The following is a 21,916-nucleotide window of genomic DNA, read 5'->3' on the forward strand; positions in this document are numbered from 1 at the left end:
CGTAATGCCGCCAGTGGAAGCCTGCGCTTAAAGAATCCACAAGCGGTGGCAGAGCGAGGCTTGGACGCTTTTTTATATCACATTAGTTATGTTATTTATGAGCATGAAGCACCGAAAGTGATGGAGACGCACGCCGGTTCATTACAATTGCTTTGGGAATGTGGTTTCCGTTCTCCTCAAAAAGAAAAACATGTTTATCAAAATATCGAGGAAGTAATCGCACACATTGCCGACTATGAGCAGCTGCGCGATGAATTGCCCTATGAGATTGATGGTATGGTGGTGAAAATAAATGCCATTGCTTTGCAAGATAAATTAGGCATGACTTCCCATCATCCACGTTGGGCAATGGCGTATAAGTTCAAAGCCCGGCAAGCTACATCTATACTGCGCGCCGTTGAATTTCAAGTAGGTCGTACGGGCGCAATTACGCCTGTGGCAAAAATAGATCCGGTGTTTCTTGCCGGAGTGACCGTAAGTTCTATTTCTTTGTTTAATGAAGATATTATTCGCGAAAAAGATTTACGCATTGGTGACAGCGTTTTAGTAGAAAGAGCGGGAGACGTGATTCCCAATATTGTAAAAGCCCAAGAGGAATTAAGAACCGGAATGGAAGAGCCTATTATCTTCCCAAAGCATTGCCCTGTTTGTAATTCAGACTTGCATAAACCGGAAGAGGAAAGTGTTTGGCGTTGCATTAATCCCAATTGCGAAGCACAAGTGGTGGAAAGAATGATTCATTTTGTAAGCAAAGACGCGATGGATATCCGCAGTTTTGGCGAAGCCAATGTGCGCAAATTTTATCAGTTGGGTTTATTGAAGGACATACCCGGTATTTACCGATTAGATCTTGAAAAGATTTCAGCGCTCGAAGGTTTTGGTAAAAAATCCATTGATAATTTACTGGCTGCTATTGAAGGCAGCAAGCAACAAAGCTTGAATCGTTTGATATTTGCATTGGGTATTCGTTACGTAGGAGAAACGACGGCAAAAATCTTGGCTAACCGTGTCAATAATTTGTGGGATTTAAAAGATTTTTCTTTAGAAGACTTAATGGGGCTGGAAGATGTAGGACCAAAAGTTGCGGGAAGTATTTTCGATTTCTTTCAAGCGCCCCAGAGTATAGCATTATTGCAGCAATTAGAGAAGGAAGGCTTGAATTTTGTGAACACCAAACGTGGAAATACGGATGAGAGCGCCGTTCTGGAAGGAAAAACATTTTTGTTTACCGGAACATTGAATCAATTAAAAAGAAGCGATGCGGAGGCAATGGTGGAAGAAAAAGGAGGAAAAATATTGACGGGTGTTTCTACTAAATTGAATTATTTGGTGGCAGGAGAAGCGGCCGGAAGTAAATTAGAAAAAGCAAAAAAACTCAATACGGTAAATATTATTACGGAGGAAGAATTTTTACAATTGGTGAAGTAATATTTCCTGTTTTTTTTCTGCATAAGGGTTAGGGTAGGTTTTAAGGAAAGATGGGATCGGTTCTTTGGAGAACCTTCGGAATGCATATTTGCAAAGCGGTTAAATATTTAGCGCAAGTTATAAGCAATATAGAGCAACTCCACTGCTGCATGGGTGTTTTGTATTTCTTTTTTTGTCGTAGGTATTTACCCCCTTATTCTTTATTCTTGATGATTTAAAAGCCACACATACCGCCTGATCCAAATTTGCTGGCCCGTGATCGGTGCCGCATCATCTGAGGTAAGAAATACAGCAGCTATCGCTATGTCTTCGGATAGTCCTTTTCGGTCAAATAGTGTATGAATGGTAAACATTATTTCAGCCTCGTTACAATAAATCTAATGTTTCACTTTCATCACATTTAGACCATGAAGAGCATATTCGGAATATACTTGGTAACTAGATCCGAAATTAGGATTTTAGGTTAAGAATTGACTTTCTTCCAAAAATAAAGGGGACACTGAAAAATTGCATGACTGGATTTAGATCAAAAAAAAATGAAAAATGTTGAATGAATGATTAAAAAAATGTCTCTTCAATGAAGAATATTCGTCTATTAAATTAGCAACTTGTAAAGTGGTGTTCTTTTAATCTCGCAGGGTATTTGTCTGTGTTGCTTGTTTCAAGAAATGATTTGATAGTCCTGTGTGGTAATACTTCATTCAAGGCTGTAATCGCATTGGATTGCATTTTTATATCATAAAATTACAAAACACAAATTGAGAAGTAAACAGTAAATTTGGTGTTCGGTGTTCGGGGGCTGAACCCTTTGGTCATTTTTAAACATACAGTATACGATGAAAAGCGATGAAAAGATAAGAGCCATTATCACCGGCACTACCGGAATGGTAGGCGAAGGCGTATTGCACCAATGCTTAGGTGAAGAGCGCGTCGATCATATTTTGGTTATCAATCGAAAACCCTGTGGAGTCTCGCATCCTAAGCTGAAAGAAATAATTGTCAGCGATTTCTTTGATTTATCTTCTGTCGAAAAAGAATTAGAAGGATATAATGCCTGCTTCTTTTGCTTGGGTATTACATCATTAAGAACGACCGAGGAGCAGTATGCGAAAATTACCTATAACCTTACTTTGTATATGGCAAATATGCTCTGCAAACTTAATCCGGACATGACTTTTAGCTATATTTCCGGCGCAGGAACTACAGGTGATGAACAGGCGAAAATGATGTGGGTACGTGTGAAAAGTAAAACGGAAAATGCATTGGCAAGATTGCCTTTTAAAAAAGAGTTTAATTTTCGACCGGGCTTTATAAAACCGATCAAAGGCTTGAAGAATACCCACTCAATTTACACTTACTTAGGTTGGATATTTCCTTTTGGTCGGAAATTTTTTCCCAATACCTTTTGTACGCTGCGAGAATTGGGAACTGCGATGATAAATGTTTGCTTTTCTGATGAGGATAGAAAAAATATAGAAGGGCGCGACATTATTGCTTTGGCAAAAAAATAAGGGTTCTACTTGGGTATTGTCGTCCTTTTAATTTTCCCTGGAAACATCTATAATTGCGTCTTTCTTTTTGCCATATTCAAATTTGTAGATCTGTAGTAGTAAAAGAAAATAGGAAATAAGCAGGGGGCCGAAAATGAGGCCCATGATGCCAAAAAGCTGTAGTCCCACTATGACGCCAAATACCGTGATAAGCGGATGTACGTTTCCAAATCTTTTCATGAGGGTAAAACGCAAAACATTGTCGGTGTTGGCAACGATAGCGCCGCAATAGATTAAAAGACCTATGGCCCTTGCTGTATCTGCGTTTAAAAACATAATCGCACAAATGGGTATCCAAACAATCATCGTTCCGATCACCGGAATAATGGAAGCTGCTCCCGTAAGTAACCCCCATAATACAAATTCGTGAACGCCAAATATCCAATATCCAATAATGGCAATGCAAGCTTGACAAAGTGCTAAAACCGGTATGCCAATTGCGTTTGAGATAACCAGGTTTTTAGTCTCTTTCCATAAAGTATCTTTGTTTTTAGCGCTCAGGGGTAAAAAAGAGGCTAATTTTTCTTCCATTTTTACGCTACTCATGAGCATAAAATAAAAAATAAAAAATGCTACAGCGATATTGCTTATTACCGACGCAGTCGCATTCAGTAATTTAGGAATGTAAAGTGCTACCTCTTGCATTGCCTTTGTCATTTGGTCATGAGAAATGCTTAGGCTCGGGAAATAAGATTTTATGGAGTTAACCACCGAACCAACTTTGGTATTGATGGTATCCGTATTGTTTAGTACCAGTTTTATTCTCGGGACTAATACCTTGACAATAGCGAAAATCGGCAATATCACTAAAATGAGATTGCCCAAAATTAGGGCTAGAGCAGCCATCCATTTTTTCCAATATTTTTTTTCAATCAGACGATGAAACCAGGACCTGTACAGGATATATAAAGTAATTGCCCCGAAAAAACCCGGAATAAAATATTTTAATTGGACGGTCAGTTCAACACCGATAAGAATTATGATGACCAACAGGCCGATTTGCTTTAAAAAACCTGCATTTATCTTTTCCATATTTATTGGTTAAGGTAATTAAGAAGAAGTGTTTTCACAGATTAATAATTTCAATAGGCGTACTTAAGTAAATTTAAGGGATATATCACAGAAATGTTGCATTGTTGCGTAATACTGTTATATTAATTGTTGGCAAATTTGTATTTGCTTAAAGCTACTAAAGTGCTGGAATGCTTATTGTTATTGGCTTTTATCGACTTAATAACAAACAATTGTATGTAAACTTTAGCCCTGTAAAATTTTTTTAATTCTAAAAAAATGATAACATTGTGCCTTCAAATTATTCATATTAATAATTAAAATCAAAATTTATGAGCTTTATAGCTGATATTCATGCAAGACAAATTCTTGATAGTCGTGGAAATCCTACTGTTGAGGTAGATGTATTAACAGACAACGGAATTATGGGTCGTGCAGCGGTTCCCTCTGGTGCGTCTACCGGCATTCACGAAGCGGTAGAATTAAGAGACGGTGATAAAAAAGTTTATCTGGGAAAAGGTGTTTTGAAAGCCGTAGCAAATGTAAATGATATTATTGCCGAACAATTACTAGGTTGGAGCGTTTCTGACCAGGTGGGTATCGACAAAAAATTAATAGAAATTGATGGAACAGAAAACAAAGCAAAATTAGGCGCTAATGCTATTTTGGCTGTTTCCTTGGCCGTTGCAAAAGCTGCAGCACAGGAAGCAAATTTGCCTTTGTATCGTTATGTTGGTGGCGTTAACGCGAATGTTTTGCCGGTTCCAATGATGAATATCCTCAATGGAGGCGTTCACGCAGACAATAAAATTGATTATCAGGAGTATATGATTATCCCCCATGGTGCAGGTTCTTTTAGTGAAGCATTGCGTTGGGGAACAGAGATTTTTCATGAGCTGAAATCGGTTTTGAAAAAGAAGGGTTACAGTACAAATGTTGGTGACGAAGGTGGTTTTGCACCCGATATTCAAAGCAATGAAGAAGCTATTGAAACGGTATTGGAAGCTATTAAAGCCGCAGGTTATGCACCCGGTACACAAGTTTCTATTGCACTAGATGCAGCTAGCAGCGAAATGTACAAAGATGGTAAATATAAATTCTACAAAAGCACAGGCAAAGAGTTGACTGCAGATGAAATGGTTGCTTATTGGGTAGAATGGGTAAATAAATATCCGATTGTTTCTATTGAGGATGGTATGGCAGAAGAAGATTGGGGAGGTTGGAAAAAACTTACCGATGCTTTGGGCGATAAGATTCAGTTAGTAGGGGATGATTTGTTTGTTACGAACAGCAAAATTTTAAAAAGAGGTATCGATAACGGCATTACCAACAGTATCTTGATTAAAGTAAATCAGATTGGTACTTTAACGGAAACCATCCAAGCGGTGCAAATGGCACAGCATGCAGGTTTTACAACTGTAATGAGTCATCGCAGCGGAGAAACAGAAGATACGACAATCGCTGATTTGGCAGTAGCTTTAAATTGTGGACAGATTAAAACAGGTTCATTAAGCCGCACTGATAGAATCGCGAAATACAATCAACTATTGCGCATCGAAGAACAATTGGGTGAAGACGGCGTATTTCTTTCTTTGTTCAATAAGAAATAATATTTAACTTTGAGTTTTTCTAGACCGGTTTGATTTATTTCAGGCCGGTTTTTTTGTTAGCGCTTCTCCGAGAACACCGGTTTGTTCAAGGCTATTTTAACAAAAAAAATATCATTTTCAGTGGTACGCAAGATTAAAAAGCAAAGCATCTAAATACCCGGTTGGAACTTGAAGCACAGGTAAAGATTAGTTAAGATTCTCCCCATTTCCCCTTGATTGCGCAGCAATGTAGACGAGTTTTCCTCTATTTTGCTCGTAGATAGTCGTATTTTCTGAACTGCTGCCTCCGAAGCGGCAGGTTGCTCTGAAGCGCATCTTAGTTACGATGAATAGCTGTATTCGTTCTATTTGGACGTATAGAGCGCTTATTTGATTTTGGCCGCTGAAGGTCACTCTATGGTTAAATTGTTAAGGGTCTGCAAAAAAGAGATTGATTCCCATTTTTGGGATTACAGACTTATAACTGGCACAGCGTTTGAATTGTCATAGGGGTTATTAATTTTGATTTCATAACTTAAAAAAATACTCTATGAAAAAATTTTTTTTATTTGCCTTCGCTTTTGCTTGTCTGACCTGGTTCTCGTGTAGCAAAAGTGATACGACATCAGGTTCCGGAAACGCTTCCGCCGAATTTTATTTGACTGACGCTCCAACTACTGCATATGACGCCGTAAATGTTGACGTGCAGTCTGTGCTGATTCAATCTGACCAAGACACAGGTTGGGTTGCCTTAGATATTAAGGCGGGTATTTATAACTTAATGCAATTAAGAAACGGGGTAGATACTTTATTGAGTAGAGCCACACTTCCTGCAGGTAATATTTCTCAGATTCGTTTAGTTTTGGGGACAAATAACTCCGTAGTTGTGAATGGTCAAACTTATGTATTACAAACGCCTTCCGCAATGCAAAGTGGGTTGAAATTTAATTTTCATCAAACTTTAGTCGCTAATGGTTCCTACAAGATATGGATAGATTTTGATGCGAATAAGTCTGTAGTTCAACAGGGAAATGGCAATTATTTATTAAAGCCAACTATACGTGCATATAGTGCCGAAACCAATGGTCAGATAAAAGGTTATGTATTGCCTCCACTTTCCACTGAAGCTGTTTTAGCCATCAATGGAACGGATACTTTGTCTGCAGTTCCTGCAAGTGACGGATTCTTTAAATTTAGCGGGTTGGCAGAAGGCAGTTACAAAATATGGTTTGAGCCCAATATCGGATTTAAAGACACGACGCTTACCAATGTAAATGTGTCTTTTGGTCAAATTACCGACCTAGGTTCTACCACTTTAGTGCAGATTCCATAATAGGTGTTTGAAAATAAAATTGGAAAAGATGTGCCGAAAAAACGGTGCATCTTTTTTTTTGTGTGCAATAAACGAGTATTTTCACGCTATTATTTGCTAAATGACCAGAAGATTATTCATTCCTATAGGACTTTTAGTGGGCAGTATGTTTATGCTGAAAAATGTTGGTGCGCAGAATTTTGGCGGTAATCCGTCCAAATTAAAGTGGCAGCAAATTAATACGGATTCGTTTCGCATTATTTTTCCCAGAGGCTTAGATAGTACAGCAAAAAATGTTGCTTCCCTCATCCAATTTCAACAAAGAAATATTGCGCCCGAAACAATGGGAGATAAGCTACGCAAGATTAATATCGTTTTGCAGAATCAAATGACATACAGCAATGGTTATGTGGGATTGGGCCCTTATCGTAGCGAGTTTTATTTAATGCCACCCCTGAATGTATTTGATTTGGGTGCGCAGAATTGGGCAGATAATTTAGCCATTCACGAATATCGTCATGTAGAACAATACAATAATTATGACCGGGGTTTATCGCATATAATGAAAGTTATTTTTGGTGACGACGGACAAGCCTTAGCTAACTCGGCAGCGGTACCCGATTGGTTTTTTGAAGGAGATGCCGTTTATAATGAAACGCTTTTGAGTACGCAGGGTAGAGGGAGGGTACCCTTGTTTATGAATGCTTTCAAGGCTTTATATTTAGGAGATAAGCATTACGGTTATCAAAAGATACGCAACGGTTCATTGAAAGATTATGTACCCGATCATTATAACTTAGGGTACTTGTTGGTCGCGTATGGTTACCAACAATACGGCGTTGATTTTTGGAAAAAGGTGACCCAGGATGCCGCCGCCTATAAGGGGCTGATCTATCCCATGCAGCGGGCTATTAAAAAATATTCGGGTATTTCTTTTCTTACGTTTAGAAAGAGTGCATTTAATGACTACCATGCGCAATGGAAAAAGCAGAAGCGTGATAGTGTAGATTTTATCACCCAAACAGAAAAGAGAAATGTGGTCAATTATCAATACCCCTATTTAACGGATAATGGAGACATCGTTGTTTTGCGATCAGATTACAAGCATATTGCTCATTTTGTAAGGTGGAACAGCGGGACAGAAAAGACCATCGCCCCGGCCCCTATCTCCAATGATAATTATTTTGGTTACAATAATGGAAATATTATTTACACGAAGTTGGATCCCTCGGCAAGATGGGGTTATAAAGAAAATAGCGATATAGAGCTGTTAAATATAGCTACAAAGAAAAAGCGAAGCATTACGCACCATCAAAGGTATTTCACGCCTGATATTTCCCGGGACGGGAAGCTGATAGCGGCAGTGAAATATACGACCCAACAGCATTGCTCCATTGACATTTTGGATCTGAAAGGCGGTATTGTCTTCCATAAAGACGCTTTAAGCAATCATATTTTTTCTTATCCGAAATTCGCACAAGGCGATTCGTCTTTATATGTGATCGAGCGAAACAAAGCCGGAGAGATGGCTATTGTGTATTTTAATTTACATACAAGAGCTGAGTCAACTATTTTACCCTTTGGTAATCGCCTGCTTGGTTTTCCCGTTGTGCAAGGCGATACACTTATTTTTACTTGTTCTAATAATGGCCGGGATGAGACCTGGGCCTATCTATCCAAGCAAAAAAAAATATATAGGCTGGCAAAGGCGCCTACGGGTATTTATCAATCCGTACTGCGCGGTAGTGCTCTGGTCGGAAGTGTTTTTACCGCGGAAGGGTACCGGTTAGCGACTTTCAAACCGCTGTTTAAGCCCATCGAAAATCTTTTGGCTGATACCCTGAAACGCATGTACGTCGAGAAGCCGCGCAGAGACTATGCGGATGTTTTACGGGATTTGAAAACGAATGACTACTGCGTTGAAAAATATGCGCAATGGCACCATCCTTTTAATTTTCATAGTTTAGAACCCAACGTGGACGATCCTAATTACAGCTTGACTTTATATGGACAGAATATCTTGAATACTTTGCAAACGAGTTTCGCCTACAACTATAATCGTATCGAAAAGTCTGAGCAATTAAGTGGCAATATTATTTATGGCGGAAGTTTTATAGAGCCATTTTTAGGTGCTTCTTATGCTTTTAACCGGACGGCCTATAGCAGCAAATACCAACAATATTTTCATTTTAAAGATATGGGCTGGCAGGTGGGTTTACAATTACCACTTAACTTTTCGTCAGGAGATTTTTATAGATCGCTTAATCTCTCTACTTCTTTTAATCAAAGAGTTATTCATTGGGCTGCCTACGATATCGATTTAAAAAATAGGAATGTCAATTATCTAAGCAGTGAAATAAGTTTTGTGAACCAGACCCAGCAGGCAGTCCAACAAATATATCCGCGATTCGCGCAAGCCTTTAGCTTACTATATCGTAACACCGTTGACAACAATGCGGCACGACAAATTTTGGCTAGGGCAGATTTTTATTTCCCCGGCTTTGCAGCGACCCATGGCTTCAAACTCTCCACTGCCTATCAACTGCAGGATACGCTTAGCAGGTATTCTTTTAGTTATAATTTTCCTTTTTCAAGAGGATATGATTTGTATATTTTCCCACAGATGTTCAAAGTAGGTGCGGATTATGTTTTCCCTATCGCCTATCCGGATTGGGGTTTTGGTGATCTACTTTATTTCAAAAGGGTTCGCGGTGATGTTTTCTATGATCGCAGCTTGGGCTATAATTATCAGAAAAACCCACAGCAGTTTTGCTCTCTAGGTACCGAGATTGATTTTGATGTGAACATTTGGAATCAACTACCCACTAGTTTTGGTATCCGGTATAGCAGGCGCTTAAATAACAGCGACGTCGCTAAAAACCGTTGGGAAATCATCGTACCTCTTCATCTTTTTTAAACGAAAAAAGGAATGATTTACTCATTCCTTCTCCTATAATGATTAGTTGAAAAATCTCAGTTATAAGCTTTTACCAGATAAACATAGTCTTCCAATTTCTTAATTTGATCTTCACGATTCACGCCCCTTAAATTAGCTTTTTCAGAAGCACCCACTTTCGAAAGGGCTGAAGTATCTGCGTCCCGCCAATTTTTTAGCATTTGATAAATTTCGTTCGATTTAATAGCAAAAGTTACACCCTGTGCATTGGTCTCGCGTGTACTTAATATGCCTACGATGTCGCCATATTTATTAAATAGAGGACCGCCAGAGTTCCCGGGATTTGCTAACAAGGAGATTTGTACAGTAGAAGTGTCACCATCAAAACCAGATAAACCGCTTAAATAACCTGTATTATAGATGATATCATTACGTGGATAACCTAATGTAAATACTTCGGCGCCAATATTTATCTTGCTACTCTTTAAATCATAAGGAAGCTTCCTTACAGGCTTGAAGTCTGAGTCTGTTATTTTTAATACAGCCAGATCTTTTGCATGATCTACGTAGGCGATGACGGTTTTAAACTCCTGTCCATCACTATTAGCCACAATCGCGCTAGAGCCTTTTAATACGTGAGCATTGGTTACCAAATAGCCTTTACCGTCAATTAAAAACGCCGAGCCGCCGCTTTTAACGACTGCGCCTTCGGGCATTTTTGTAACTTCTTTTATTTTTGAATATTGAATTTCCTGTGTTTTCTTTAATTGCTCTACGTCGCGACTTAATTGTTGTATTTCTGTGCGGTTGGCGGGAGCAATTACTTGAATGCTTCCGCTGATAAGAAACGTAGTAATCCCTGCAATACATGCGGCGATACCCATTGTTTTTTTATATCTGTGCCACAATTGAACTACTTTTCCTCTGGAGACGGTACGTTCGTTTTCAGCAATAACGCCTTTATTTAATAACGCCTGATGGGTCGTTTTTAAATTATCTTTTAGGTTTTTTCTCTCCGCATATTCGGCCAGCTTGTCCATAAATATCTTATGCTCCACCACCATCTGGTCAAGTTCCGCATTTTCGTGACGCATCTTTTCAAAGTATGCCCTTTCCTCAGGAAGCATTTCTGCGTTAAGGTATCTTTCAAAACTCTCAATTAAATACTTTTCACTCATCTTCATTCAATTTATTATACTGCGCAAAGAATAACTTCTTTAAACGCATTAAGCATTTGTATTTTTGATTCTTGGCGTTATCTGTATTTGTATACCCAAACATTTCCGCCAATTCACCCATTCCTTTTTTCTTTATGTAGTAGGCTTTTAATAATGTTCTGCAAGGTTCTCCTAATTTCTCCAAAGCAGCCTCCATAATATTAAAATCTATATCCTGTTGTCTGGCATTTTCAATGTCGTCATTCTGAACCAGCGTATTTTCTATAACCGAGGCGTCCAGATTGATGGCATATTTACCGCGTGACTGCAACCGCTTTAACCATATCTTTTTGCAGACCGCGTATAAAAATGTCTTTATTTGACTTGATAGGGCAAAAGAATCCAGTTTCGACTTCTCATACAAGATCATTATTGCCTCTTGAAAAACATCCCGCGCATCATCATAAGAGCCATTGTTATTGAGGATGAATGCTTGAATGGTACTGAAATTATTTTCATATATAATTTCGATACACTTAGAATCATTGTTAGCCAGTCCGCTTAATAATATTTGCTCTTTCTTATCCGGATTCACCTAGTCTATGTTTAATACTGAAATAGCCATAAAAGTAACCCAATTTTTATCTTAAATTTTTTTTTTGCAAAAAAAAGAAATTTTCTGGGTTACTTTTTTTTGATTGAGGTATTAATAGGAGAAATTCATAAAAAATTTAAATTAAAACAAGATGAAAAAATTATTATTTGTTGCTGTATTAGGTTTAGCTTTCGCTGCTTGTGGTAGTGGTGCTTCTTCTTCAACTACTGCTGATTCTACAGTTAGTGCAACTGCTGATTCTGCTAGTGCTGCTGTAAGCGCAACTGCTGATTCTGCAAAAGCTGCTGTAAGTGCAACTGCTGATTCTGCAAAAGCTGCTGTAAGTGCTGCTGCTGATTCTGCAAAAAAATAAGCTTAGCCCTTAGTACAAGTTAAAAAAGAAAAGGAGTTGGAATTTTATTCCGCTCCTTTTTTAATTCATCCAACATGTTCTTCCCCTGCGTCTATTCTCCCTTCGTTATCACCTAGAATTTTAAACTCTTTTCCGTTATTGTGCACTGGTCGTGGGAGCACTACTGTTCTAAAGTTTATGAATTTATTCTCTTTTTTTGTTTAAAAAATATTTGCCGATAATATTATTATGTTTACCTTCGCTCCGAACAGAAAGATAAAAAAAAAGAATATAAAAAAAATATATATGCGATATTCAACCAACTCTTTTAATCGGTTTTTTTTCTTTTTCACCTTTTTTAAAGGCGGATTGGCATTTTGTAAATGGAAATAACCCTAAGCACAAAACTCCAATCCCGAACTAAAGAGTCGGGATTTTTTGTATAATAACAATCTAAAAAAAATAAGTTGTTTTTTTATGAATAAAAAAAGTAAATCTGATGAATTAACCATTGCAATCCAAGGATATGAAGGGAGTTTTCATCAAGAGGCTGCTCAAAGTTTTTTCGGTAAGGATATTGAGGTTGTATGTTGTGATACTTTTAGAGACGTTATAAAAGTTGTTTCCAATAAGAAAGAGAGTGATGCCGGTGTGATGGCCATCGAAAACACGATAGCCGGAAGTATTTTGCCTAATTATAATTTACTACACAAAAGCGGGCTTAAAATTGTGGGTGAAGTATATATGTTGATTCGTCAGAATTTAATGGTCAACATTGGGGTGCCTATGGAAGAGATCAAAGAAGTGCATTCACACTCCATGGCCTTACAACAGTGTTTTAAATTTTTGGATGAACATAACTGGAAATTGGTAGAAACCGAAGATACAGCTTTGAGTGCCAAGAAATTGGCTAAAAGTAAGAACCCGCATGTGGGCGTAATTGCAAGCAGATTAGCTTCAGAAATTTACGATCTGGAGATGATCGCACCAAATATCCACACCATGAAAAATAATTTTACACGTTTTTTGATTCTTAACAGAGAAGAAGACGCCACCGAAATAGAAGGAGCGAATAAAGCCTCTATATATTTTCATACGGACAATTCAAAAGGAAGTTTAGCCAAAGTGCTCAACAAAATCAATGAGGTCGATATCAATTTAAGTAAGTTACAGAGTTTCCCTATACCCGGTAGTGACTGGAAATACAGTTTTCATGTAGATATGGAATTCTCCGATGTGGCACAATTACACCACGCGCTGAAATTGATAAAGCCGCTTACGGAGGAATTGAGGGTAAATGGTATTTATAAAAAAGGCAAAACTATATAATAAGGAAGTGTATTATGGATTTGCGTATAGCTGGGACTTCTTGAACGTAGTTCAAGAAGTGTTCGAAAAGCATAAAGTAGCAGGGAATGACAGCAAAACGATTAGAAAATATTAAAGAATATTATTTCTCTCAAAAATTGAGAGAAATAGAGCAATTAAATAAGCAGGGGAAAAATATTATCAACCTGGGTATTGGTAGTCCCGACTTACCGCCTCATCCGGATGTGGTAAAGGTTTTGTTTGAAGAGGGGCAAAAACCCGATGTACACGGTTACCAATCTTATAAAGGCTCGCCGGTACTGCGCAAAGCCATCGCGGATTGGTACCAGAAATGGTACGGTGTTGTATTGGATTTTAATACGGAGGTGCTTCCCTTGATGGGTTCTAAAGAAGGCATTATGCATATATGCATGACTTACCTTAACGAAGGCGACCAGGTGCTGGTACCCAATCCCGGTTATCCTACCTATGCAAGCAATGTCTCTTTAACCGGTGCTACCATGGTTGCTTACAATTTAACAGCGGCGGGTAATTGGTATCCCGATTTTGCATCCATAGAGCAGCAGGACCTTTCGAAGGTAAAATTGATGTTTGTCAATTATCCGCAGATGCCTACCGGACAAGCAGGGTCAGAAGACTTGTTTCGGCAAATCGTCGCATTCGCGCAAAAGCACCATATTTTAATTATTCACGACAATCCTTATAGTTTTATTCTGAACGATAAGCCGTTAAGTATAATGAGTATAAGCGGGGCGAAAGAAGTTGTGATAGAATTGAATTCACTTAGCAAGTCGCACAATATGGCGGGATGGCGTGTGGGGATGCTGATCGCAAAAGAGGAACGTATTAATGAAATATTGCGCTTTAAAAGCACTATGGACAGCGGTATGTTTTTGCCATTACAATTGGCGGCGGCAAAAGCTTTGAGTCTCGGCGCCGATTGGCATGAAAGTGTCAATAAAGTATATAGGGCACGTCGAAAAAAAGTGTATGAATTATTAGACATTTTAGATTGCAGCTATAGCAAAGACCAGATAGGTATGTTCATGTGGGCAAAAATACCCGCGCTATATAAAAATGGATATGCATTAGCTGATGATATCTTATACAATGCAGGCGTCTTTATTACGCCAGGCAGTATTTTCGGCAGTGAAGGGGATGGCTATATTCGAATAAGTCTTTGCGGTAGTATCGAAAGGTTTGACGAAGCGATAAAAAGAATAAAAAATAGGTAATAAGTAACAAAAATATAGAATGACAACTGCGGTTATTGGCTTGGGACTGATTGGGGGCACTTTTGCATTAGCGTTGAAAGATGAAAATATTTCAACAAGGGTTATTGGCGTGGAAAACAATGAAGAGCACGCAGCGAAAGCATTGCAACTAGGTCTGGTAGCGGAAGTGTTGCCATTGAAACAGGCTGTAGAGTTAGCCGATTTTATTATTTTGGCTACACCGGTAACAATAGCTGCGGCGCAATTACCGGAAATTTTAGATACGATCACTAACCAGGTGGTTACTGATACAGGCTCTACCAAATTAGGGTTAATAGAGGCAATAAAAAATCATCCGCGGCGTGGAAGATATGTACCTTCGCATCCCATGTGGGGCACGGAATTCAGTGGCCCTGAGGCAGCGAGACATAACGTTTTAAACGGCATCGTAAATATTATTTGTGACAAAGAGGACAGTGACGCAGATGCGTTAAGTTTTGTAGAAAATATTTATCATAAAATAGGCATGCGATTGGTGTATATGGAGGGAGTAGCACACGATACCCACCTCGCTTATGTGTCACATATTTCGCATATTAGCAGTTTTGCATTGGCCAACACTGTTTTAGGAAAAGAAAAAGAAGAAGATACTATTTTTAATTTGGCGAGTTCCGGTTTTGAAAGTACGGTGCGGCTGGCAAAAAGTAATTTTGCGACCTGGGTACCGGTTTTTAAACAGAACAAGGAAAATGTATTGGATGTCCTAAATGAATACATTTCGCAATTGCGCAAGTTTAAATCTGCATTAGAAAAGGAAAATTGGGAATATTTGAAAGAATTAATAGAAGAGTCTAATAAGATAAAAAAGATATTGAAGTAGTAATGGTAAAATTTAAAATCATATTTTTTTTTATTTTTGTTTTAGTTATATGTGAAAATGTGTTTTCGCAGTCTAAACCTGTCGTTCATATTATAAGACATACACCTACAACATTTGAAATTCATAATACTTTATTTGAATTTGACAGCGGATATATCAAAAAATACCAGGATAATAAATGGTTAATAATTGATACGCTCGATTGGGCAGAAAAGGGAACCCCTGAATTCCTAGATATTGACAAAAATGGATTTCAGGATATAGGCCTTTATCAAAAATATGATTATAGCGTTTATTTATTTGATCCAAAAACAAATGTGTTTGTAAAAAGTGGCATATATTCTATAAGAGAATTTAATGATATGTATTATGATCAGGCATATAAGGATATTCCGGTCGCAAAGCAAAAAATGCAATTGTTAAGTAAGAGACTACATATATATTTCGATTATCAAATGGAGGATCATGGATATTATAACGATTCTTATTTGTTTCAGATAAAAAACTATAAAAGAATAAATTTGGGTTGGATCATTCAGGAAGGAGACCTTATACAAAACCGAAGTGTGTATGTTCCAAAAATACTTATGATTTACAAGGCTAAAGGAAGCATTTTGGACGAAACGTTAATCGATTCAACAGGAACAGATAAGGTTTTCAATTACGCGACTTATTGGAAGCACAACTGGCAGAAATTTTTGCCAGAAAAAATTCGTAAACAAGTCGTAAGCAAAAAATAATTTTGTTTACGCAATTATAAACAAAAGATGATAACATTTGAAGAATTAGGATTAGATGATCGTTTGGTAAAGGCTACCGGCGAATTAGGCTACATCAATCCTACGCCCATACAGGAACAAGCGATTCCTGTTTTATTGAGCGGCACAAAAGATTTAATCGGTTTGGCACAAACCGGTACTGGGAAAACAGCGGCATTTGGCTTACCGCTTTTACACGTTTTAAACGAGGATGATAGATTTCCGCAAGCATTGATTGTTTGCCCAACGCGCGAACTATGTTTGCAAATTGTAAAAGAAATAGTAGGATTCAAAAAACACATGAAAGGCATCAATGTGGTGGCAGTTTACGGTGGTTCGTCCATTAGCTTACAAATTAAAGACATCAAAAGAGGTGTTCAAATTGTGGTAGCAACTCCGGGTCGATTGATTGACTTAATTGAACGTAAGGCGATCAACCTGGAACAAATAAAATATGTAGTACTCGACGAAGCAGATGAGATGTTGAATATGGGTTTCCAGGATGATATTGAATTTATCTTGAAAAATACACCTGTACGCGAGAGTACCTGGTTGTTCAGTGCCACTATGCCGAATGAAATCCGCAGAGTGAGCAAGAAATACATGAAAGATCCGGTAGAGATTACGGTAGGTCAAGTCAATACAGCCAACAAAAATATAGACCATCAATATTATATCACTTCCGCACAGCATAGATATGAGACCTTAAAAAGATTGATAGATTTCAATCCTGGTATTTATGGTATTATTTTTACGCGTACTAAAAGAGACGCGCAGGAAATTGCTGAGAAATTAACCCGCGAAGGTTATGATATCGACGCATTACATGGCGATCTTACACAGCCACAACGCGATAAGGTTATGAAACAGTTCCGCGATAGAAGTTTACAGCTTCTAATTGCGACGGACGTAGCTGCCCGTGGTATAGACGTAAAAGAAATTACACACGTCATCAATTACGAACTGCCCGATGATGTAGAAATATACACACACAGAAGCGGCCGTACCGGTCGTGCCGGACATACCGGTATCTGTATCAGTATTATACATTCCAGAGAGACGTTCAAACTTCGTCAAATTGAAAAAATTGTAAAAGTTCCCTTCAACAAAAGAGAAATACCATCCGGAAAAGACGTTTGTCGCAAACAGTTCTTCTTCTTTATGGATAAACTACTGAATGCAGATATTTCGCATGGTGATTATGAAACCTATGTGCCGATGCTCGAAGAGAAATTTGCAGATGTTTCAAAAGAGGAGGTACTTAAAAGGGTGGCTGCATTGGAATTCGATCGCTTTTTGACTTATTATGAAAATGCAGGAGACCTGAACACACGCACGGAAAGCCGTGGAGATCGCAAAGATAGAAATGACCGCAGTGATCGACACGACAGAGGTGATAGATCGGATAGAAGCTATGGTAGAGAAAGAAATAGCAGAGACGCAAGAGGAGAGGATAGTTTCGGTGGGGAAACTGCGCGATTGTTTATTAATATTGGTACAAAGGACGGGTTCTATAAAGCAAGTTTCTTGCAGTTTATTCTTGATATGAGTGATTTGAGAAAAGATGTTTTGGGAAGAATAGATATGAAAGAAATGAACAGCTGGGTAGAAATAGATAAAAAGGCGGCTAATCAGATGATCCGTTCTTTGGATGGAAAGAATTTCAAAGGCCGCAAAATAAGAATGAATGATGCCGATTCCGGCGGCGGAAGAAGAAAATAACATCAATTGGATGATTTAAGCATTTGAAAATGTAGGAACATGCATAGAACCTGCATTTTCAAATTCTATCTTATAATTTTTACTTTTTAATTGATCAAAAATGGAATCCACAAATATTGCAGCACAGAAAGAACAAGTGCAAAGCATTTGGAAAAAAAGACCCTTGATTATCTCTGGTCCTTGCAGTGCAGAAACAGAAGAGCAAACGGTAGACACCGCCATTCGTTTACACAAAACGGGTAAGGTAGACGTATTGCGTGCGGGCATATGGAAACCGCGCACACGCCCGGGAAGTTTTGAAGGTATTGGCACCAAAGGGTTACCTTGGTTGCAAGCTGCTAAAAAAGCCACCGGATTATTAACGGCTGTAGAAGTAGCGACACCTAAACAAGCCGAAGATGCTTTGCATTTTGGTGTAGATATTTTATGGGTGGGTGCACGTACAACTGTGAATCCTTTTAGTGTGCAGGACTTAGCAGATGCTTTACGTGGTGTAGATGTGCCGGTTTTAATCAAAAACCCTATCAATCCTGATTTAGAATTGTGGATGGGTGCGGTAGAAAGAATTGACCGGGCCGGTATTAAAGATATTGGTTTGATTCATCGCGGTTTTGCTTCTTATGGTAACAGCGAATATCGCAATGCACCTATGTGGCACCTGGCGATAGAAATGAAACGTCGTTATCCTGAATTACTCTTTATCAACGACCCTTCACACATTTGTGGCAAGCGGGACAATTTGCTGGAAGTGGCGCAAAAAGCAATTGACCTGGATTACGATGGCTTGATTATCGAATCGCATATTGATCCGGACAAAGCCTGGAGTGATGCGAAACAACAAGTAACACCGGAACGTTTGGGTGAATTGTTAGATGAGATTGTATGGCGTAAAGAAAATGTACCTACTGTTGACCATGCCGCACTCGAAAAATATCGTCAGCAAATCAATCATTTGGATGATGAGTTACTACAGATCTTATCCCAAAGAATGAAAGTGGCCGATAAAATAGGTGCTTATAAAAAAGATAATGGTTTGACTATTTTGCAAACCAGTCGTTGGAATGATATTTTAGATAAGGCTATTATAAAAGGAGAAAAACAAGGCTTGAGCAAAGAGTTTATTACTAAATATTTCGATGCCATTCACATGGAAAGTATTGCGCATCAGAATAAAATAATGAATGATTAATTGAGTGATCAATAATAAATGGTGAATTTTAATTCGCCATTTATTATTTCCGATAAGAAGAAAGTAGAACAATTTTAATATTCATAACGAATCAGGGGTTTTGTATCTCCTTATTTTTATAAAAAATTATGGTGTTTCGCAAGCAACGTTCTTCTGATCAATATATGGACGTCCATTTTTTTGTGCTTATTCGGACTATTTTATACGCATTGAAAAATGATGTAAAAAGGGCTTTCTTCTATGATGACTTAACCGTCGAAGCAATTAAATTAAGTATATTGCCTACCGTTAGTCAGACAATTTTGCTTGCTAATCTGCACAGCCATTACATCCTTAAAATATATTCCTATTGAAAAAGATTGTAAAATATTCCACGGCTTCTACCGTTTTCCATTTTGACGGATCCATCAACGAATTGGATAAAATTGTAGAAAAATCTTCTACTTTTATTATTACCGATGATCATCTCTATCATCATTATCAAAAAAAATTGAAGGGCTGGAATGTATTGTTGATAAAAGCCGGAGAGCAATACAAAAACCAAAATACCGTCAATGAAATTATCGGACAGCTTATTGAAAAAGGAGCAGATCGTAAATCCATTATTGTTGGTTTTGGTGGCGGTGTCGTTACCGATATTGCCGGTTATGTGGCATCGATTTATATGCGCGGCGTTGATTTTGGATTTATTCCAACTTCCATTCTGGCAATGGTAGATGCTTCTATCGGTGGTAAAAATGGCGTAGATGTGGGTATTTATAAAAATATGGTAGGCATTATTCGCCAGCCCAAATTTCTATTATATGATTACAATGTCTTAAAGACTTTACCTGGTGAACAATGGGTAAATGGATTTGCAGAGATTATCAAACACGCTTGTATCAAAGATGCAGCTATGTTTAAGATGCTTGAAAAACAGTCTCTGAAAGACTTTCAGAAAGATAAAGTGTTGTTGGGTAAATTGATACAACGCAATGCTTTGCTAAAAGCTAAAGTGGTGCAAGAGGATGAGTTTGAACAAGGCAACCGGAAATTATTAAACTTCGGACATACTTTGGGGCATGCTATTGAGAACACTTACGAGTTACCGCACGGTCACGCGGTCGCTATAGGAATGGTAGGAGCGGCTTATCTGTCAAAGGGATTACTTGGTTTTTCCGATTCGGAAAAGCTCGTTGCCATGCTCGAAAAATACGGGCTCCCGCCTTTTTATACTTTTGATCCCAAGGATGCTTTACAAAAAATGTTGTCCGATAAGAAGCGCGTAAAAAATACCATCAATTATGTGCTGCTAAAGACAATTGGTACCGCGGTTTATCAACCATTAACGATAAAAGAAATTCAACCGGTTGTGGAAGCGGTAAGCAGAAACTTGTAGGTAAATTGCTACATTAAAGCTCATAAACTTATAACTGTTCTCTACAACCATTCAAACCTTATTATATACAATGCAAGAAGAGATTTCTATTCCTTATACCGTACTTGTTTCGCCCGGTAATATTTCCGGAAATATTACCGCGCCCGCTTCAAAGAGCTCCATGCAACGGGCTTGTGCTGCAGCGCTGGTAAGAAAAGGTATGAGCCGGATTTTGAATCCCGGTATCTCCAATGATGACAGAGCATCCTTAGGTGTAATACAAAATCTGGGTGCAAAAGTTGCCCGGCAAGCAGACGGCTCTTTATTGATAGACAGCACAGATGCAGTACCTAAAAATGATGTGGAAATTAATTTTGGAGAAAGTGGTTTAGGCATACGCATGTTTACGCCCATCGCTGCATTGAATCCGGTGGCGGTAGATATTGCCGGTCAGGGAAGCTTAACCAAAAGACCGATGGATTTTTTTGACGAAGTTTTACCTCAATTGGGTGTAGAGATATCTTCTAAGGATGGATTACTCCCCCTTCATATAAAAGGCCCGCTAAAGCCGGCAGACATAGAAATTGATTGTTCTTTAAGTTCTCAATTTTTGACGGGGTTATTATTAGCTTTTGCCGCTGCTGATGCGACTGAGGTAAGCATTAAAGTAAATAATTTGAAGAGCAAACCTTATGTAGATCTGACTTTAAAAGTGATGCAAGACTTTGGCTTGAAAGTGCCTGTAAATAATCATTACGCGTCATTTTATTTTGAAAAATCGCAGGCCGTACACCAACAGGCACAAATTAATTATATGGTGGAAGGAGATTGGAGTGGTGGCGCATTTTTGTTGGTGGCTGGTGCCATTGCAGGTCCGATAAAAATTACAGGTTTGGATACGCAATCTACACAAGCGGATAAAGCCGTATTATTGGCTTTGCAAGACTGTGGTTGTCAGCTATCTATTGCGGACAAAGAGATTGAAATCGGCCCCGGAAAATTAAAGGCTTTTCACTTTGATGCCAATGATTGCCCCGATTTATTTCCGCCACTGGTCGCCTTGGCAGCCTATTGTGAAGGAACAACGGTGATAGAAGGTGTAGAAAGATTGACCCATAAAGAAAGTAACCGGGCATTGACCTTGCAAGATGAATTTGCTAAATTAGGTGTTGAAATTGTTCTGCAGAATAATTTGATGTTGATAAAAGGTGGTAACGGTGTAAAGGGTGGTGTTACACATTCACGTCATGACCATCGTATTGCAATGGCCTGTGCCGTCGCCGCGCTAAAAGCGGACGCCGCCATCGCTATCGAAGAAGCGGCTGCCGTAAAGAAATCGTATCCTAACTTTTATAAACATTTGGAGCAATTGGGCGTATCTTTAACTACACAATAGAGATTCTTTTGTTTTTAAAATGTACGTTATGAATTACGAAGAAATTAGAGCTTTACTCGGTAAAGAAAACGAAAGTTTATTTACGCACACTTGCAAAACGGTTGATAAAAAATACTTGCATTTACCTTCTGCGAATTTTATTGATGCAGTAGTTGGCGACAGTAATAGAAATATTCAGACA

The 21,916-nt window shown here is 38.4% G+C and carries 17 protein-coding genes; 14 read left to right on the top strand and 3 right to left on the bottom strand.

All coding sequences use genetic code 11. The features are described from left to right. Together ligA and ACQR30_RS07500 are read left to right on the top strand one after the other, a co-directional pair. Positions 1–1,428: NAD-dependent DNA ligase LigA (gene ligA / locus ACQR30_RS07495; RefSeq protein ID WP_429733510.1), on the top strand; the 1,428-nt coding region annotated here is incomplete at its 5' end. An 836-nt stretch (positions 1,429–2,264) separates the two neighbouring features. Continuing rightward, a complete protein-coding gene (locus tag ACQR30_RS07500; RefSeq protein WP_429733513.1) occupies positions 2,265–2,939 on the top strand; it encodes an NAD-dependent epimerase/dehydratase family protein in 675 nt (224 codons plus the stop codon). A gap of 27 nt (positions 2,940–2,966) precedes the next feature. Here ACQR30_RS07500 and ACQR30_RS07505 read toward each other — a convergent pair whose 3' ends face one another. Next, a complete protein-coding gene (locus ACQR30_RS07505; protein ID WP_429733516.1) occupies positions 2,967–4,010 on the bottom strand; it encodes an AI-2E family transporter in 1,044 nt (347 codons plus the stop codon). Positions 4,011–4,321: 311 nt separating this feature from the next. On the opposite strand from ACQR30_RS07505, the gene eno reads away from it, so the two are divergent. The 3 genes from eno (at position 4,322) to ACQR30_RS07520 (ending at position 9,807) form a co-directional block, all read left to right on the top strand. Continuing rightward, complete coding sequence (gene eno / locus ACQR30_RS07510; protein WP_429733518.1) at positions 4,322–5,599, top strand: phosphopyruvate hydratase; 1,278 nt, start codon at positions 4,322–4,324, stop codon at positions 5,597–5,599. A gap of 529 nt (positions 5,600–6,128) precedes the next feature. Continuing rightward, the gene (locus ACQR30_RS07515) at positions 6,129–6,911 is read left to right on the top strand and encodes a DUF4382 domain-containing protein (protein WP_429733522.1); all 783 of its coding nucleotides are present in this window, start codon (positions 6,129–6,131) and stop codon (positions 6,909–6,911) included. Positions 6,912–7,011: 100 nt separating this feature from the next. Further along, the gene (locus ACQR30_RS07520) at positions 7,012–9,807 is read left to right on the top strand and encodes a hypothetical protein (protein ID WP_429733525.1); all 2,796 of its coding nucleotides are present in this window, start codon (positions 7,012–7,014) and stop codon (positions 9,805–9,807) included. Positions 9,808–9,863: 56 nt separating this feature from the next. Here ACQR30_RS07520 and ACQR30_RS07525 read toward each other — a convergent pair whose 3' ends face one another. Together ACQR30_RS07525 and ACQR30_RS07530 are read right to left on the bottom strand one after the other, a co-directional pair. Continuing rightward, positions 9,864–10,964 carry a S1C family serine protease gene (locus tag ACQR30_RS07525; RefSeq protein WP_429733528.1) on the bottom strand — a complete coding sequence of 367 codons (1,101 nt, stop codon included), beginning with the start codon at positions 10,962–10,964 and terminating at the stop codon, positions 9,864–9,866. Beyond that, positions 10,957–11,538 carry an RNA polymerase sigma factor gene (locus ACQR30_RS07530; protein WP_429733530.1) on the bottom strand — a complete coding sequence of 194 codons (582 nt, stop codon included), beginning with the start codon at positions 11,536–11,538 and terminating at the stop codon, positions 10,957–10,959. The genes ACQR30_RS07525 and ACQR30_RS07530 overlap by 8 nt, the downstream gene beginning before the upstream one ends. Positions 11,539–11,689: 151 nt before the next feature. Here ACQR30_RS07530 and ACQR30_RS07535 point away from each other — a divergent pair, with 151 nt between their 5' ends. The 9 genes from ACQR30_RS07535 (at position 11,690) to aroA (ending at position 21,735) form a co-directional block, all read left to right on the top strand. Continuing rightward, entirely contained in the window at positions 11,690–11,911 is a 222-nt protein-coding gene (locus ACQR30_RS07535) for a hypothetical protein (RefSeq protein WP_429733533.1), read from the top strand. A 456-nt stretch (positions 11,912–12,367) separates the two neighbouring features. Then, a complete protein-coding gene (locus ACQR30_RS07540; protein ID WP_429733535.1) occupies positions 12,368–13,219 on the top strand; it encodes a prephenate dehydratase in 852 nt (283 codons plus the stop codon). Between the two features lie 86 nt (positions 13,220–13,305). Continuing rightward, a complete protein-coding gene (locus ACQR30_RS07545) occupies positions 13,306–14,454 on the top strand; it encodes a pyridoxal phosphate-dependent aminotransferase (RefSeq protein ID WP_429733538.1) in 1,149 nt (382 codons plus the stop codon). Positions 14,455–14,473: 19 nt separating this feature from the next. Next, on the top strand, positions 14,474–15,313 hold the full coding sequence (locus ACQR30_RS07550) for a prephenate dehydrogenase (RefSeq protein ID WP_429733541.1): 840 nt from the start codon (positions 14,474–14,476) through the stop codon (positions 15,311–15,313). 59 nt (positions 15,314–15,372) lie between these two features. Beyond that, a complete protein-coding gene (locus tag ACQR30_RS07555) occupies positions 15,373–16,053 on the top strand; it encodes a hypothetical protein (RefSeq protein ID WP_429733544.1) in 681 nt (226 codons plus the stop codon). Between the two features lie 27 nt (positions 16,054–16,080). Continuing rightward, positions 16,081–17,793 carry a DEAD/DEAH box helicase gene (locus tag ACQR30_RS07560; protein WP_429733547.1) on the top strand — a complete coding sequence of 571 codons (1,713 nt, stop codon included), beginning with the start codon at positions 16,081–16,083 and terminating at the stop codon, positions 17,791–17,793. 100 nt (positions 17,794–17,893) lie between these two features. After that, a complete protein-coding gene (locus tag ACQR30_RS07565; RefSeq protein ID WP_429733549.1) occupies positions 17,894–18,982 on the top strand; it encodes a chorismate mutase in 1,089 nt (362 codons plus the stop codon). 349 nt (positions 18,983–19,331) lie between these two features. Then, positions 19,332–20,360, top strand: a complete 1,029-nt coding sequence (gene aroB / locus ACQR30_RS07570; RefSeq protein WP_429733551.1) for a 3-dehydroquinate synthase — start codon at positions 19,332–19,334, stop codon at positions 20,358–20,360. Positions 20,361–20,430: 70 nt separating this feature from the next. Then, complete coding sequence (gene aroA / locus ACQR30_RS07575; protein WP_429733554.1) at positions 20,431–21,735, top strand: 3-phosphoshikimate 1-carboxyvinyltransferase; 1,305 nt, start codon at positions 20,431–20,433, stop codon at positions 21,733–21,735. Positions 21,736–21,916: the final 181 nt, after the last annotated feature.

It is taken from the genome of Arachidicoccus sp. (assembly GCF_050436765.1).
Classification (GTDB): domain Bacteria; phylum Bacteroidota; class Bacteroidia; order Chitinophagales; family Chitinophagaceae; genus Arachidicoccus.